This is a genomic window from Oscillospiraceae bacterium MB08-C2-2 (assembly GCA_035621215.1).
In the GTDB taxonomy this organism is placed as follows: Bacteria; Bacillota; Clostridia; order Oscillospirales; family Ruminococcaceae; genus WRAV01.
Map to the genome: position 1 here is coordinate 3,013,601 of CP141729.1, position 15,776 is coordinate 3,029,376.

A 15,776-nucleotide genomic window follows, 5' to 3' on the forward strand; every position below is an offset into this window, starting at 1 on the left:
ATGCCGCCAAAGTCTCAAGTCTAGCACTTGAGACTTTTTTGGTGTATAGAGGCTTTTAGCAGGAGATTGGATGTTTTTCAGTGGTTTCTGGGAACTCTATAGGCAATACCATTTCAAAGGCAGGCTGGTGCCTGCATTCCAAAAGGAGGTGTCCGGCGCATGTTTATTGATACCGCACGGATAAGAATAAAGGCTGGTGACGGTGGCGCAGGGGCAGTTACCTTCCACAGAGAAAAATATGTAGCTGCCGGCGGCCCCGATGGCGGCGATGGTGGCCGAGGCGGCGATGTGGTTTTTGTAGCGGATACAAATCTTTCCACTTTGGCTGACTTTCGCCTGCGCAAAAAATACGCCGCTGAAGACGGCGAACCCGGCAGAGGAAAGCGCTGTTTTGGTCGGGGTGGAAAAAATTTGGTTATTCGGGTTCCTAAGGGTACCTTGATTACCGAAAGCGAAACAGGCCGGGTGCTGGCCGATGTTTCCGGCACAGAGCCTATTACCGTAGCCCGGGGCGGTAAAGGCGGCTGGGGTAACTCCCACTTCGCCACACCCACCCGCCAGATTCCCCGCTTTGCAAAACCCGGTCTGCCCGGTGAAGCTTTTCATGTAAAGCTTGAATTGAAACTGCTGGCGGATGTCGGATTAGCCGGGTTCCCCAACGTGGGCAAATCTACCTTAATTTCCGCTGTCAGCGAGGCCAAGCCTGCCATTGCAAGCTATCCCTTCACCACCATTACCCCGGTTTTGGGTGTTGTGCGGGTGGATGATGAAAAATCCTTTGTCATGGCCGATATTCCCGGCTTGATCGAAGGTGCCAGCGATGGGGTGGGGCTTGGGCATGAATTCCTGCGCCACATCGACCGCTGCCGTCTGCTGGTGCATGTGGTGGATATATCCGGTCTGGAAGGGCGGGATCCCATTGAGGATTTTGCCATTATCAACGCTGAACTGACCAAGTTTAACACTGAGCTGGCTGCACGCCCTATGCTGGTGGCGGGCAACAAAGCGGATATCGCCGAGCCTGAGCAGCGGGAGCGTTTCAAGGCCCATATTGAGAGCCTTGGCTATGAATACTTTGAAATTTCTGCTGCTGCCTTCCAAGGGCTGGAGCCGCTGATTTATGCGGTATCCCGCAAGCTGGATACTTTGCCGCCCATTAAGGAATATGCGCCTGAGGCACCCTCTGTGGAGCAGCTGGAAAAGAAAATCGGCAATGCCTTTACTGTTACAGTGGAGGATGGGGTTTATCTGGTGGATGCAGATTGGCTTGCCCCTGTTCTTGGTTCTGTGAATATGGAGGATTACGAATCTCTCCAGTATTTCCAGCGTGTTCTGCGCAGTTCCGGCATCATAGACCGGCTGGTGGAGATGGGCGTACAGGATGGCGACACTGTCAGCATTCTGGATTTTGAATTTGATTATGTATCCTGACCGGTTGGGGCGGGAACGTTTTTAAGTTTTGGAAAGGAGGCTGTGCCATTGGAACAGCAGCTGCATACAGCCGATCCGAAAACCTACAGCCCGCTTACATTGGCTTTCTTGGGCGATGTGGTTTATGAGCTGATGGTTCGGGAAAAGCTGGTTGCACAGGGCAGCCGGCCGGCTGGCGAGCTTCATCGGCTGGCCGTGGGCATGGTGAGCGCTACGGCGCAGGCCAGCGTATACCCGGCGGTGGAAGCCTTATTAAATGAGAAGGAATTGGCTATACTAAAACGGGGGCGCAACGCCAATTCCACCAAAGCGCCCAAAAGCTGCACGGTGGATGAATACCGAAAGGCAACTGCCTTGGAGACCTTGTTTGGTTACCTTTACATGGAAGGCCAAATAGAGCGGGTCCGTGAGCTTTATCAGGTCATGGAGAGCAGCCTGAATACCATCGGGGAGTGATGCATTCGATGCAGATGCGAGGAGTAAAAAGAACCCCAAAGGAAATTTTTCTTGATATTTTCTGCGATGTGGTGGGAGGCGGCTTGTATGCCGTTGCCCTTCAGACCTTCAGTGTGCCCAATAGCATTGCACCCGGCGGGGTATCTGGTATTGCCGTTCTGATTAACCATTTAGTTGGTTTTTCAGTGGCAGGAGCCTCACTGGCCATTAACATACCTTTGCTGGCGCTGGCTTTTGCCTTTTTGGGCCACGGATTTACCCTAAAGACTCTCCAATCCGTTCTGATTATGACAGTGGAGCTGGAATTGGCGGCTGTTTATCTTCCCATTTATCAGGAGGACCATATGCTGGCCGCCCTTTGCTGCGGCGTGCTGGGTGGCATTGGTCTGGCGCTTGTTTTTATGCGGGGCAGCACCACGGGCGGCACCGATATTGTAATTCGCCTGATTCAGCGCAGGCTCCCTTATATGCAGGTGGGCAGGCTTATGCTGATTATTGATATCTGCGTGCTGCTTGCTTCAGCGGTGGTCTTTAGATCGCTGAGCAGTGCACTATATGGCATGGTTGCCATCTTCACCACCACCCGTATTTTGGATAGTATGCTCTATGGATTGGATAGCGGAAAAATGCTGATGATTATTTCTGATGCTACCGAGGATATTGTGCAGAAAATATCCGAGCAGCTTGGCCGGGGCTCCACGCTGGTGCGGGGCAGGGGAGCCTATACCCGTCAGGAAAAGGATATCATCTACTGCGCTGTCCGCCAGTCCCAGCTGTATGAGCTCAAGCAGATTGTTTACAGCTCGGACCGCCGTGCCTTTATCATCGCCACCGATGCGGTGGAGATTCTGGGTGAGGGCTTTCGAGAAAATTACCACCAGCACCGCTAGCAGAGCTTGGGTGGCAGCGACATAAAAAACAGCCGGAGCACACGGATGAAGGGTGCTCCGGCTGTTTGCAAGGTAAAGAAAATAATCAGACAGATTTTCCGGGAAAATTTCTCTTAAGGTCTTTGCGGGGGCTGTTTGCCGGGCTCCGCAAGGAAGTAAGGAGAGAGGCTATTTAAAATTATTGGTGCCGCCAGGATTGCCAGCCTTATTGGTGGAACCCTTCTTGTTGTTCATTTTGCTTTCCCCGGTGGTATGGTTCATCTGGGCATTCATCATATCCGCATTGTTTGTGGATTGGTTATCCTGGGATTGCTTATTTTTATTTTTGGCCATTTTTATCACCTCACTTTACCAGTAGTTTGAGCAAAAAGAATACAATTATTCAGGAGATATTTACCTTTTTATTTTTTGGATAAAATCTACAAAATAAGTATAATATAATTTCTGGCCACAGAAAAGGCATTGTTTATAGCAATTTGTTATGATATAATATTTACATGATCCGGCCGGGGAAAATGCGCGGCCAGATCCAGGGATAGGGGTTTATTAATATGAGGGAGGCAATAGCAATGGCAAAATACATTTGTTCTGTTTGTGGATATGTACATGAAGGGGATGCTCCTCCGGAATTTTGCCCTCAGTGTAAGGCGGCTTCTACCAAGTTTAAGCTTCAGAGCCAAGAGGGCCTTGCCTGGGCCGATGAGCACCGTATCGGCGTGGCCGAGGGTGTGGATAAGGAAATTTTGGATGATCTGCGGGCCAACTTCACCGGTGAGTGCACCGAGGTGGGTATGTATTTGGCCATGAGCCGTCAGGCTGACCGTGAGGGTTACCCTGAGATCGCTGAGGCCTATAAGCGTATCGCCTATGAAGAAGCTGAGCATGCAGCACGTTTTGCCGAGCTGTTGGGCGAGGTTGTGTGGGCCGATACCAAAAAGAATCTGGAAGCCAGAGTGGCGGCCGAATATGGCGCTTGCGAAGGCAAGAAAAAGCTGGCCACCATCACCAAACAGATGGGTCTGGATGCCATTCACGACACTGTTCACGAAATGTGCAAAGACGAAGCACGCCACGGCTGTGCATTTAAGGGCCTGCTGGACCGTTATTTCAAATAAGCTTCACAAAAAAGGAACAGCGCCTGCTGTTCCTTTTTTATATTTTTATAAGCTGCCATACATAGCAAAATAAAAGCCCCATTCCCGAAGGAAAGGGGCCGTTTTTATTCTTTTAGACTATACGTGAGCGTTGGCGGTGCGAACACGGCCTCTGGCGAAAATCCCAATGGAAAACTCGCGCAAAGCGCAGTATTTATCAACAAAGGTCACCACAAAGGCTTCTTTATATCGGGGAGGGGTCAAAGTGATCAGCCACATATGCTTGCGGATAATGTCCTCCTCTACGTGGTTTAGCTCACAAAGGTTCCGGGCATTTTCAAGAGCAACGATGGGGTGCGAGACCAAGTGCTGGCGACCAGTATGTATTTCCCGCCAATCGTAATAAAACAGATCGTGGAGAAGGCCACCTCGGGCCGCTGACTTAAAATCCCACCGAAACAGCCTTGTGATAAAAAAGCTGAAATAAGCCACATCCAAGGAGTGCCGCAGACGAGTGAAACAATGATGCTGAACAAAACTGTCAAGAGACTGAACCTCTTCTGATTCCAAAAGGTCTGCAACAATCTGCAAAAATTCTTCCATAGCATTAAGACGATACGTTTTAAATTTTGAAAACAAGGCAAATGCCATCGGATCAAACTCTCCTAATCAGTAGTCGTTGGTGTGCCATATGCTAATACCTTACTATATAGAGGCCGAAGCATCATTTCAGCTCAGAGCCTCTCTAAAATGCATACATCATTATCTGCCAAAAACAGGCCAAACAAAACGCTTATAACTTTGCCAACGATTTAAAGTATAGCATATTATTCAGAAAAGTACAGAGCAATTCTATAAGGATATTATGGAATCATTTTTTATTTTACCAGATATTTTCCTTCTCTTTTATTTTTTACAAAAAACCTTAGCAGTTTTTGGCGGAATACCCAGCCTTTATGTATAAACGCTACAATTTCTGTCAAGAATCCTTCTTACATAATAGAAATTTAACAATATTTTCATAACCTGTTGCGTTTTTTGTCATTTTAGGTTATAATCCATTATGTTGTGTACAGGCTGTGCCTGACATGCAAAACTTGGACGATTAGCTCAGCTGGTAGAGCATTCGCTTGACGTGCGAAGGGTCAGCGGTTCGAACCCGTTATCGTCCACCACGGGGTGCTGTCTCTGCAATAGTGGGGGCGGTACTTTTTTGCGTCTTTTTGGGGGTATATCCCCCTTTTTTGTATTTGGCCCAAAAGGGCATAGAATTTTGCGTTGGCTCAAATGCCAGAAATGGAGGCAGTTCATGGAATACTTGCTCAGGGATCGGCAGCCCCAGCACATCATGCGTTTTTTTGAGGAGATTAGCGCCATTCCCCGCTGCTCCGGCAATGAAAAGCAGATCAGCGATTATGTGGTGGATTTTGCGAAAAAGCAAAGGCTCTCTTTCCATCAGGATTCGTTTTTTAATGTAGTGGTTCGCAAGCCTGCCTCTCCGGGCTGTGAGAATAAGCCGGGTGTGATTTTGCAGGGGCATCTGGATATGGTTGGTGAAAAAGCCGAAGGTTCCAGCCATGATTTTGAATCCGATCCGCTTACCCTTGTGGTGGAGGGCGATATTTTAAGAGCTAAGGATACTACATTGGGGGCTGATAACGGCGTAGCCGTAGCCTATATGCTGGCGGCGTTGGAGGATCAGGCCTTAGTGCACCCGCCTTTGGAGTGCGTTTTTACGACTCAGGAAGAAGTCGGGCTTGTGGGTGCCACGAATTTGGATGGCAGCCAAATCGCCGGAAGGCGCTTAATTAATTTGGATTGCGGCCCCGAGGGAGCTCTCTTTTCAACCTGTGCCGGTGGCTTGCGCATTACATTGGATGCAGAAGTTCAGTGGGAACAGGCTAAGGGAACCGGTTTTTCTGTTGCGGTTCGAGGGCTGAAGGGTGGCCACTCCGGTGTGGAAATCGGTAAGCAGCGGGGCAATGCCTGCAAGCTCTTGGCTCGGGTTTTAGCTTGCCTGCGGGATTCCTTTGATGTTCGACTGGTTTCACTGGCCGGTGGGGATAAGGATAATGTAATCCCCAATAACTGCACCGGTGTGATGCAGCTGGTAACCGGTGATATGGGGCAAGTGGAGCAGGAAGTGCGCAAACTGGCGGCTGTGATCCAGAAAGAGCTGGCTGTTTTGGAGCCTGAGGTGGAAATCCACGTTGCTTCTGTGGGCAAGGTGCAGAAATCCCTCAGCAAGGCCGATACAGCCCGTCTGTTGGATCTTCTGCTGGCCCTGCCCAATGGTGTCAGAGGCATGAGCACGGCCATAGAAGGCCTTGTAGCCCTCTCAGCCAACCTTGCCAGTGTTTGCACCACCGATACAGGCTTTGCCGTTCGCATGTCCCTGCGTGCCAATGCGGACAGCCAGAAGGCGGCCCTGTATCAGGAAGTGGAGGCGATTGCCAGAGGCTTGGGAGTAACCTGTACCCCCAGCAACGGATATCCCGGTTGGGCCCATGCAGAGCATTCCCCCCTGCGGGAGCTTTGCCAGAAGGTTTATGGCAGCCTTTATAATAAGGAGTTCTCGATGGAGGGCACCCATGGAGGCTTGGAATGTGGTATATTGGGAGCCAAGCTGCCGGGCGTGGATATGGTAGCCATTGGCCCGGATAATATGGATTTCCATTCGGTTAAGGAAACTCTGGATCTGGCCTCTTTTTCCAGAGTGTGGGAGTTCCTTGCCACACTGATGGCAGAAATGTGCAAATAAAAACAAAATGTAAGAGATCCCCGCCTTTTCCGACTGGGCGAGGCGGGGGATTTTTAGCCCAATCTTCTTTTTCGATGAGGAAAGTGGTAAAGAGATTAAAAAAACTATTTTTCCCTATAATATTTGGTCAAAGAGTGTTGACAATGGGTTCTGTTATTGATATAATAGACAAGCGTCATGACCAGATACAGTTGATCCACTAGCTCAGTTGGCAGAGCACCTGACTTTTAATCAGGGTGTCCGGGGTTCGAATCCCCGGTGGATCACCAAGAAAGAGCCTATCATTTGATAGGCTCTTTCTTTCTATTATAAGTACTATTAAGGGTGGAGATGGCTGAGTCCTCTCTCCTTTAAGCCATAGTAGAATGTGTCTTAAACAGGTTTGCGGTTGGGCGTGTATAGCTATAAGCATTGCAGCCATTGGAATATGGGTATACAATAAAAAATCTTGCAGGTTTTAGGCCTGCAAGATTTTTTATTATAACCGATCCGTGAAACGTGTGAAAATACATGAGATTTGCCTAATTTATAACTACACTGATTTTATGCACCGGCCAGCTTGCCCAGATAGGCCTCCACCACACGGGAATCCTGCCGCATCTGTTCACTGGGGCCTTCCATGATGATTTGCCCGCCTTCCAATACATATGTGTAGTGTGAAACACCCATAGCCAGCTTGGCGTTCTGCTCCACCAGAAGCACAGGAACCCGCAGCTTCTCATTGATCTCCACAATCTTTTCAAATAGCTCGTTTACCACCACCGGAGCAAGCCCCATAGAGGGCTCATCCAGCATTAAAACCTTTGGGTGCGCCATAATGGCACGGCCAACCGCCAGCATTTGCTGCTCGCCGCCCGAAAGGCTCCAGCTCAGCTGTTTGCGCCTCTCCTTTAAACGGGGGAAAAGGCAGTAGACCTCTTCCAGCTCCTTGGTATAAGGCTTTCTACCAAAAAAGCCGTGCCAATTGATGGTGCCTGTCTCCAAGTTTTCTTCCACAGTCAATCCCGGAAAAATGTGGCGGCCCTCGGGAACATGAATAATGCCCTGCTTGGCCATATAGGTGGATTTCTTATCAATGAGCTGGCCGGTTTGGTTGAATACGATAGAACCAGTGCGCCGGATCATCCCGCTGATGGATTTGAGCAAGGTGGTTTTTCCTGCACCGTTGCTGCCGATCAGGGCTGTAATATTCCCTTCACCCACAACCAGATTAATCCCTTTCAGAGCTTCCACCTGTCCGTAATAGGCGTGCAAATCCTTGATTTCAATCATTGCCTACACACCTCCCAGATAAGCTGTAATAACCTGTTGATTGGTTGAAATCTCTCCCGGTGTGCCCCGGGCAATCAGCTGGCCGAAGCTGAGCACCACAATGTATTTGCAGATGTTCATAACCATATCCATCTGGTGTTCAATGAGAACCACACCGATGTTCTTTTCCTGTGCTGCATAATTGAGCAGAGCCATGGCGTATTCGATTTCCTTGGTATTCAGCCCGGCGGCCGGCTCATCCACCAGCATAACCTTTGGATGGCCCAGCAGGGAACGGACAATTTCCAGCAATTTAAGCTTTCCGTAGCTTAGGGAGGTAATGTCGCTCTCTAAATCCACCGAAAAGCCTGCAAGCTTCAGATAAATGGCAAGCTCATCCTCGAAATGATGGTTTCGTTTGCCGAAAAAGCTTTTCAGGTATCCCTTTTGATCGGCCAGATCGGTTCCCATCAGAAGGTTATCCCGGATGTTGGAGCGCTGCAAAAAGCGGGGTGTCTGAAAGGTGCGTCCGATTCCCATGCATGCCCGGGTATAAGGGGGCAGCTTGGTTACGTCCTGATCATTGAAGGTAATGGAACCGCCATCCACCTCATAGATACCGCTAATCATGTTCAGCATGGTGCTTTTTCCCGCACCATTGGGGCCGATCAGACCAATGACTTGCCCCTTGGGAACTGCAAAGCTTACATCGTCTGCAGCAACCACGCCACCGAAGCGTTTGCAGACCCGATCCAGTACCAATATATCACTCATGCACCCCAACCTCCTTTTCTGCCACTGGAGCATTGGCTTTTTTACTGATAAACGCCTTGAACCTTTTGCTGAGTGCAGAGGCCATACCGGCAAGGCCCATGGGCATAAATACCATCAGTACAATGACCAGCAGGCCATAGGAAAGCTGAAGGTAACGGTCGATTCCGGGGACACCCCGTAAAACCTCCGGCAACACGGTAATCACCAACGAACCGATGATGATGCCGAAGGAATTGTTGACACCGCCCACCATAGCCATGATGATAAACAAAGTGCTGCGCTCATAGGTAAACATATCCGCTCCAATAAAGCGCATTTGCAGCGCATAGCAGGCACCTGCCAGCCCGGCGAAGATACCGGCAATGGCGAAGGCCAGCACCTTGGTGCGGTAGACATTCACACCGAGGGTCAGGGCTGCTGTGTCGTTATCTCGGATGGAGGCCAAAGAGCGGCCAAGCTGGGTTTGACGAATGCGCTCCACCACAAAAGCCACAATGGCCAACACCACTACCAGAAAATAGAACCACAGATTGTAGTTGTTGCCAAAGCCGACGCCAAAAATCTTCATCTCGGCAATGTTGGAGATACCGCCCGCTCCGCCAAACAAAGGCTTGTAGTTGACAAAGAAGGTATAAGCCACCTGCACCAGAGCAATGGTGGAAAAAGTAAAATAAGTATCTTTCAGCTTTAGAAGAATCAGCCCAAGGCCGAAAGCCATCACACCCATTAACAGTGCGCTTATTAGAATAGCCAGAACCGGATCGAGCCAGAAGCCCAGCCGGCCGCTGCACAAATTGGCTGCGGTAAAAGCGCCGCCGCCCATAAAGGCAAGACCACCAAAGGTGAGCTGCCCGCCCATGCCCAGCATAATGGAAAGGCCATAGGAAACAATGGCAAAAATCAGTGCGTTGTTGACCACACGCATGGAATAATCGTTTGTTTGGCCCGGCAGAAACAGAACCGCCGCAATGCACAAGGCAAACAGAAGAATGGTGGAAATTTTCACCTTAGCTTTTGTATTTTCCATATTCACCTCACGCCTTATCCTTTATTTTCATGCCAAACAAGCCCTGGGGACGGAAGATGAGGAAGAGTAGCAACACAATAAACACCACCGCATCTTTGTAGGCACCCACCCAGACAGAAGCAAAGCTTTCCAGCAGGCCCACAAAAATAGAACCGATGATAGCGCCTTTAATATTGCCCATTCCTCCGATAATAACCCCGGCAAAGGCACGGAGCTGCAAGGTTCCCAGCGTGACATTTACAGTCAGCAAGGGAGCCATCATGAAGCCGCCCACACTGGCAAGACTGATGGAAATAACATAGGTAGCGGCTACCGTGAGTATGGTGGGGATACCCAAAAGCTCAGCTGAGTATTTATCCTGAGCCGCCGCTTCCATCATGCGGCCTGCATACAGCTTTTCAAACAAAACAAAGACCAGTATGATCGCGGCAATGCCCACCATCATGGTAATGAGCATCTGCCATTGGAGCTTTACACCGCTAATTTCCAGCAGCAAGCCGCCGCCGGTTTCCTCATTTTCCAGCAGAGGAGGCATAGGCCGGGGGAGACTGCCCCAAATAATTGTTACCAGTTCTTTGATCATAATGGATGTGCCGATGGTTGCAATAACGATGGCTGCCGGGTATTTGGCGTTGCGCAGCGGCCAGTAAATGCAAAACATAAAGATTAGCCCAATCATGGCATAGGCCAGCAGCGCTACCGGAATCATAATAGGCAGCGGCAGCTTCAGGTCAACCAGAAGACCCAGAGCCACATAGGCCCCCAGCATCAGGAAATCTCCCTGAGCAAAGTTTAGAACACCAATAGCCCGAACCAGCAAAATAATTCCCATGGCCATGAGCGCATAGACCATCCCCATGGCGGTGCCGTTAACCAGCAATGACAGCATTACATTTAGATTCAAACCTGCGTCACCTCATTCAGTACCAATTTAAAATCACCCTGTGTTGCTGCCCTTTTAAAGGAACATTTCCAAAACAGCAGCCCTTTTTTGGTGTTGTGTCATTTAAAACGGTGCTACCGTTTTAAACGCATACTATACAGCCTTGAATTTGCCCCATAAGGCGTTAGCCGGGGCGGAGATGCTTTTAGCAGCTCCCCGCCCGGGCTTCGGCAGCTCCTGTATCAAGCTCCGTGCCTTTTTCCGCGATGGCTTAGCGGTATTTTACCTTATCCTTAAGCATGATCTTGCCATCTTCGATCTGAACCAGGAACACTTCGCTCAGGAAACCGTGATCCCTCTGTGCATTGTAGGTTCCCAGAACGCCTTCCATATCCTTGATGTTGCCGAAGCCGGTATTGATGGCTTCCCGGTCATAGCAGTCATTTGCGGTTTCCATGGCTTTTTTCACCAGATAAACGGAATCGTAGGTATAAGCCATGGAGCCTTCGGTGTGCTTGCCATACTTTTCAAAGTAAGCCTTCTCAAAGGCCGCGCCCACTTCGGTATCCAAGGTGTAGGCCCAGTCGGTGGTGGAGAACCAGCCGTTGGCGGCTTTGCCAGCGTTGTCGATAACAATGCTGGAGGTGATGGGGGCGTTGGCCAGCCGGGGGATATCCAAGCCGTTGTCGGCAATGGCCTTGCTGATCAGAGCATGAGGCTGCTGGTTGCCGAAGGAAAGCAGGCCGTCGGCACCGCTGTTGGCGATTTGAGCAATGATGGGGGCGAAGTTCTTTTCTTCCTCGTTGTATTCAAAATAGCGGTCATCTGTAATAGGCAGGTTGTATTGGGATTTATAGTAATCCCGAACAGCCTGGCCAGGGCCCTGTGCATTGGGGAGAGTGCTGCACAGAACAGCCGGGTTCTTAATGCCCAGGGTATCGTGAGCATAGGTGGAAAGAATTCTGGCGTTGCCGGCATCGTGGTTGCGGGGCTGCCATACATAAGGGTTGCCCTCTGCGGCAATGGCATCGTTGGAACCAAGAGCGATAAAGGAAATTTTCTTTTCCAGAATCTGAGGCATGGTAGCCAGAATATTCTGGCTGTACTGGGAGCCAATGATAACCGAGATGCGGGGGTCGCTGAGCAGTCGGGCCGAAGCGTTGACAGAGGCATCCAGATTGTCGATTTCGTCTGCAATGACAAGCTCGATTTGTTTGCCCAGAATACCGCCGGCGGCATTGACCTGCTCCACTGCCAAAGTGGCGCCGTTGATGGCCATTTCACCGGTTGCCTTGTTTGTGCCGGTTTGGGCGGCAACCAGACCGATATACACCTTTTCATCGCCCGGTACAGCAACATTGTCGCTGCCTGCTGCTGCCGGGGTGGAGGATGCGGCGTTGGTGCTGGCAGGGGCGGAGGATGCGGGGGTTTCGGAGGGCGGGGTGGTGGAGCAACCGGCCACCAGCATAGCTACCATTAGGAGGGCTGCCAGAAATCGCACTGACTTTTTCATAGTATACTCCTTTTTCATTTCACATTATTTTTATCTCACCAGATCAAAATCCATTTTGATCGGTGGTGATTCAAAATTGGGCCTGTATGCGTATGATGTGAATACCCTTATGGCTCTCGGTGTATAGCTGCGTGGCGGATGCTCTGCCATCCGCTTTTTTATTCTTCCTGATTGATCAGGAACAGTTCCTTGACTCGGGGATACAGCTGGCTGTATACGGCAAACCGGGTGTCGTATATTTTTTTGTGGCTGGGATCGCTCTTAATGTGTGTGGATACAGACCGCTGTACCCTGTTTGCTGCCTCCAAAACCGATGGAAAGATTCCGGCGCCAACCCCGGCCAGCAATGCGGCTCCAACCGGTGCGGCATCCTTAATGTGGAGAAGGTCAATGTCCTTTCCGGTAATATCGGCTTTGATTTGTGCCCATATCTCACTTTTGGCGCCTCCGCCCAGAGAGGAAAACCGTGAGAATTGCATGGATGCAACCTCCTCGGCAATGGTAATCAGCTGGCGCTGGCCATAGCCGCAGCTTTCCAAAACAGCCCGGAGCATATCGGCTCGGGTAGTTTCCAGCGACATCCCAAAAAAGATTCCCCGCGCGTGGCTATCCCATATGGGACTGCGCTCCCCCTGCATATATGGTAAAAAAACAATGCCGTTTGCGCCCGGCATCACAGCAGCAGCTTGTTGATCCATCAGCGCTAAAGTGTCTTTGCCCTGCGTGTGCGCTGTGGCCCTTAGATCATCGCAAAAGGTATCCTTAAACCATGTTAGGGAAGAACCCGCATGAGAGATGGCTCCCTGATAAATCCAGGTGCCGTCCACCACATGACACCGGTTGATGAAGGCCCGGTGAAAATGGGGCTTGTCCACACAAACAGTGAGAACATTGGTGGTGCCTGCACTCTCACAGATATCCCCTGCCTTGACAATACCGGCGGCCAGAGAGGCACAGGCAGTATCGCCGCCGCCTGCCACAACCGGAATGCCCCGGGGAAGCCCCAGCTGCAGCAAATCCGGATTGGAAAGCAGGCCTACAACTTCTTCGCTCCCCAAAACCTTGGGCAGCTTGTGGATGGAGATACCGGCTTTTTCACACAGTAAAGGCGAAAATTCCCGGCTTCCGGCCACATCAAAAAGTCCTGTATAGGAGGCATTGGAGCGATCAATGGCAAAATTCCCTGTCATTTTGTGACCGAACAAGGTATTCAGATGGCCGAATACTGCTGTATGTGCATAGACCTGCGGAAGATGATTTTTGATCCATAGAATGCTGGTTGCGCTCATAGCACCGGACATGGGGGTGTTGGCGGTCAGAGCGAAAAAATCATCCGACGGCATCATGGTTTTGATGTATTCGGCTTCCGCAACACTTCGCCGATCCGAATAAAGAATGGGATTGGTTAAAACAGCGCCGTTTTGATCCATAGCCACCAGCCCGGGGCACAGGCAAGCCACACCGATGCCGCCTACAGCGGATGGATCGTGGTGAGCAAACAACTGCTTGGCCGCCTGCAAAAATGCCTGCCATAATTCCTGCGGGTCTATTTCAGCCCAACCCGGTCTTGGGTGAAGGATTTCGTAGGGTATGGCACTTTTTGCAAGCAGGTGGGCTGTTTGATCGATCAGCGCCAGTTTCAGACTGCCGGTACCGATATCAATACCCAACAGCAAATCGCCTGCCAATGGATTCCCTCCTTTGTATGCTATCTATAAAACTTTCACCCGCAGCCTTTGTGCGGGTGAAAGTTTGAAAGCTGGTTATTTCTGTTTAGCGTTATCGCTTTCCAGATCGGCCAGCATTTCAAGCCCCTGCTTGACTGTTGCGTTATCGTGAATAATGCTCTTGAGAGCCTTTACCATTGCAGTGATATGGGGGTATTCCCACACAAAGCGCCCAAAGGTAACGCCGCCCACGCCTGCATCCATAGCATCACGGGTCATCTGCATATAATCTTCGGCAGTGCTGCCCACATCGCCGCCCTGAATAACCACACGAGCCGGGCAGGCTTTTACAACCTTTTCCATGGTTTTAGGGTCACCGGTATAGGTGGTTTTGATAATATCCACTCCAAGCTCTGCACCTGCGCGGCAGCAATAGGCGATGTTTTCCCACTTGGTGCGGTCTGCGGGAGCTACGCTTTCACCCTTGGGGTAGATGTGCCCGATCAGAGGCATACCCAGAGACATGGCCTCCTTGGAAATACGGCCGATATCGGCAATCTGCTCTGCCTGGAAATCGCCCAGCATCATAGCGCCTACCGAGATTGCATCCGCTCCCATGCGTACTGCTTCTTCCACATCTCCGAAAAGAATATCCCGGGTGGACTGAACAGGGGAATAGCTGGAGCATTTGAGCAGCAGCGAGACCTTGCCTGCATGCTGCGGCAGGCAAAGCTCGGCAATGCCCTTGGTCATGGTCATGGCATCGGGGCCGCCGGCCACAATTTTGTCAATGGTTTCCTGAATGGGGATCAGTCCCTGCATAATGCCGCGGGAAATGGAGTGATCCACTGTGATTGCCATCATTTTTCCGCTCTTGGGGTTTACCAGTCTGCTCATTCTTACTGCTTTGCCTAACATTGCCATGGTTTACCGTCTCCTTCTATGTATACAAATTTATAAGCTGTTTTGGTGGTTAAGGCTGGATGATTACCTTTAAGCCTTCACTGCTCTTGCACACCTCATAGGCGCTCTGGAACTCTTCAATCTTATAGGTATGGGTTACAATCTCTGCCAGATTGATCTTGTGGGCGGCTACCATACGGGCTGCCTCGTGATAATCTTGGCGCATATAGGCGGTGCTGCCGTTTACGTTGATTTCGTTATAATGAATCAGGTTTGCCTCAATGGTGCTCTCGCCGGTTCCGGTAAAGCCTGCAAATAGATTTACAGTACCACCCCGCCTGCAAAGCTTCAGGCAGCTGTTGACAACAGCAGGCACGCCGATTGCCAAAACAACTACATCTGCGCCCAGCCCATTGGTATGTTCTTTTACGATGGCGTCCAAATCCTCTTCAAGGGGATTGACTATTACATCCGCCCCAAGCTGAGCGGCTTTTTGCCGCCGGGATTCAATCGGCTCGCTGACCATTACCAGAGAAGCGCCCGCCGCCTTGGCAAGCTGCATGTGCATCAAGCCAATGGGACCTGCGCCTACAATCAGCACAACGTGCCCAAAGCCGACTCCTGCGTTGCGCATACCCCGGAGGCAGCAGGCCAAGGGTTCAATGAGAGCGCCTTCCGCAAAGCTGATGTCATCGGGGAGCTTGATGATGTTGCCACGCTTGATGGCGATTTCAGGGATCAGCACATACTCGGCAAAGCCGCCGTCAAACTCATAGCCAATGGCCTGACGTGCAAGGCAGGCATTTTCCCGCCCGCCCAGGCAGCTGCTGCAATTGCCGCAGGGAATTACATTGGCAATGGCAACCCGATCACCCACAGCGATGCCTTCAACCTGCTCGCCTACTTGACTGACAACACCGCAGATTTCATGGCCAATAACAGAAGGATATCGCACACCCTTGGTCTTTTTACCCTCCAAAATGCGAATATCGGTACCGCAGATTGCAGCGGCTTGCATCTGAACCAGAATTTCACCGGATTTTGGCACCGGGATGGGGATTTCCCCCGGAGCAAATTGATCCGGGCCAGATAATATAACAGCTCTCATGTTCATACTCCTTTTCTT

At 50.6% G+C, this 15,776-nt stretch carries 15 protein-coding genes and 2 tRNA genes; 7 read left to right on the forward strand and 10 right to left on the reverse strand.

Annotated elements, in window-relative coordinates; genetic code table 11:
• Positions 1-159 precede the first annotated feature (159 nt).
• The 3 genes from obgE to U6B65_13590 are packed head-to-tail and all read left to right on the forward strand — an operon-like array spanning position 160 to position 2,777.
• On the forward strand, positions 160-1,431 hold the full coding sequence (obgE, locus tag U6B65_13580) for a GTPase ObgE (GenBank protein ID WRS27342.1): 1,272 nt from the start codon (positions 160-162) through the stop codon (positions 1,429-1,431).
• A gap of 48 nt (positions 1,432-1,479) precedes the next feature.
• Positions 1,480-1,887: a ribonuclease III domain-containing protein gene (locus tag U6B65_13585; protein ID WRS27343.1), complete on the forward strand. Its 408-nt coding sequence runs from the start codon at positions 1,480-1,482 to the stop codon at positions 1,885-1,887.
• A gap of 8 nt (positions 1,888-1,895) precedes the next feature.
• Positions 1,896-2,777 carry a YitT family protein gene (locus U6B65_13590; GenBank protein ID WRS27344.1) on the forward strand — a complete coding sequence of 294 codons (882 nt, stop codon included), beginning with the start codon at positions 1,896-1,898 and terminating at the stop codon, positions 2,775-2,777.
• Between the two features lie 168 nt (positions 2,778-2,945).
• On the opposite strand, the gene U6B65_13595 is transcribed toward U6B65_13590, so the two are convergent.
• Positions 2,946-3,110 (reverse strand): hypothetical protein, encoded by a 165-nt coding sequence (locus U6B65_13595; GenBank protein ID WRS27345.1) that lies wholly within the window; start codon positions 3,108-3,110, stop codon positions 2,946-2,948.
• Between the two features lie 236 nt (positions 3,111-3,346).
• On the opposite strand from U6B65_13595, the gene U6B65_13600 reads away from it, so the two are divergent.
• Positions 3,347-3,892: a ferritin family protein gene (locus U6B65_13600; protein ID WRS27346.1), complete on the forward strand. Its 546-nt coding sequence runs from the start codon at positions 3,347-3,349 to the stop codon at positions 3,890-3,892.
• Positions 3,893-4,009: 117 nt separating this feature from the next.
• Here the strand turns inward: U6B65_13600 and U6B65_13605 are convergent, their stop codons facing one another.
• Positions 4,010-4,522, reverse strand: a complete 513-nt coding sequence (locus tag U6B65_13605; protein ID WRS27347.1) for a hydrolase — start codon at positions 4,520-4,522, stop codon at positions 4,010-4,012.
• Between the two features lie 448 nt (positions 4,523-4,970).
• Here U6B65_13605 and U6B65_13610 point away from each other — a divergent pair.
• The 3 genes from U6B65_13610 to U6B65_13620 all read left to right on the forward strand — a co-directional run bounded on the left by U6B65_13610 (position 4,971) and on the right by U6B65_13620 (position 6,901).
• A tRNA-Val gene (locus U6B65_13610) sits at positions 4,971-5,046 on the forward strand.
• A 134-nt stretch (positions 5,047-5,180) separates the two neighbouring features.
• The gene (pepD, locus tag U6B65_13615) at positions 5,181-6,632 is read left to right on the forward strand and encodes a beta-Ala-His dipeptidase (protein ID WRS27348.1); all 1,452 of its coding nucleotides are present in this window, start codon (positions 5,181-5,183) and stop codon (positions 6,630-6,632) included.
• Positions 6,633-6,825: 193 nt separating this feature from the next.
• A tRNA-Lys gene (locus U6B65_13620) sits at positions 6,826-6,901 on the forward strand.
• Between the two features lie 274 nt (positions 6,902-7,175).
• Here U6B65_13620 and U6B65_13625 read toward each other — a convergent pair.
• The 8 genes from U6B65_13625 to U6B65_13660 form a co-directional block, all read right to left on the reverse strand.
• On the reverse strand, positions 7,176-7,904 hold the full coding sequence (locus U6B65_13625) for an ABC transporter ATP-binding protein (GenBank protein ID WRS27349.1): 729 nt from the start codon (positions 7,902-7,904) through the stop codon (positions 7,176-7,178).
• A 3-nt stretch (positions 7,905-7,907) separates the two neighbouring features.
• Positions 7,908-8,657 carry an ABC transporter ATP-binding protein gene (locus tag U6B65_13630; protein WRS27350.1) on the reverse strand — a complete coding sequence of 250 codons (750 nt, stop codon included), beginning with the start codon at positions 8,655-8,657 and terminating at the stop codon, positions 7,908-7,910.
• A complete protein-coding gene (locus U6B65_13635; GenBank protein WRS27351.1) occupies positions 8,650-9,684 on the reverse strand; it encodes a branched-chain amino acid ABC transporter permease in 1,035 nt (344 codons plus the stop codon). Before U6B65_13635 ends, U6B65_13630 begins: the two co-directional genes overlap by 8 nt.
• Positions 9,685-9,691: 7 nt before the next feature.
• Positions 9,692-10,588, reverse strand: a complete 897-nt coding sequence (locus U6B65_13640; protein ID WRS27352.1) for a branched-chain amino acid ABC transporter permease — start codon at positions 10,586-10,588, stop codon at positions 9,692-9,694.
• A gap of 250 nt (positions 10,589-10,838) precedes the next feature.
• Positions 10,839-12,080, reverse strand: a complete 1,242-nt coding sequence (locus U6B65_13645) for an ABC transporter substrate-binding protein (protein ID WRS27353.1) — start codon at positions 12,078-12,080, stop codon at positions 10,839-10,841.
• A gap of 158 nt (positions 12,081-12,238) precedes the next feature.
• Entirely contained in the window at positions 12,239-13,768 is a 1,530-nt protein-coding gene (locus U6B65_13650; GenBank protein WRS27354.1) for an FGGY family carbohydrate kinase, read from the reverse strand.
• Positions 13,769-13,843: 75 nt separating this feature from the next.
• Positions 13,844-14,671, reverse strand: coding sequence for a fructose-bisphosphate aldolase (locus tag U6B65_13655; GenBank protein ID WRS27355.1), 828 nt, complete (start codon positions 14,669-14,671; stop codon positions 13,844-13,846).
• 49 nt (positions 14,672-14,720) lie between these two features.
• Complete coding sequence (locus U6B65_13660) at positions 14,721-15,758, reverse strand: zinc-dependent dehydrogenase (GenBank protein ID WRS27356.1); 1,038 nt, start codon at positions 15,756-15,758, stop codon at positions 14,721-14,723.
• Positions 15,759-15,776 lie beyond the last annotated feature (18 nt).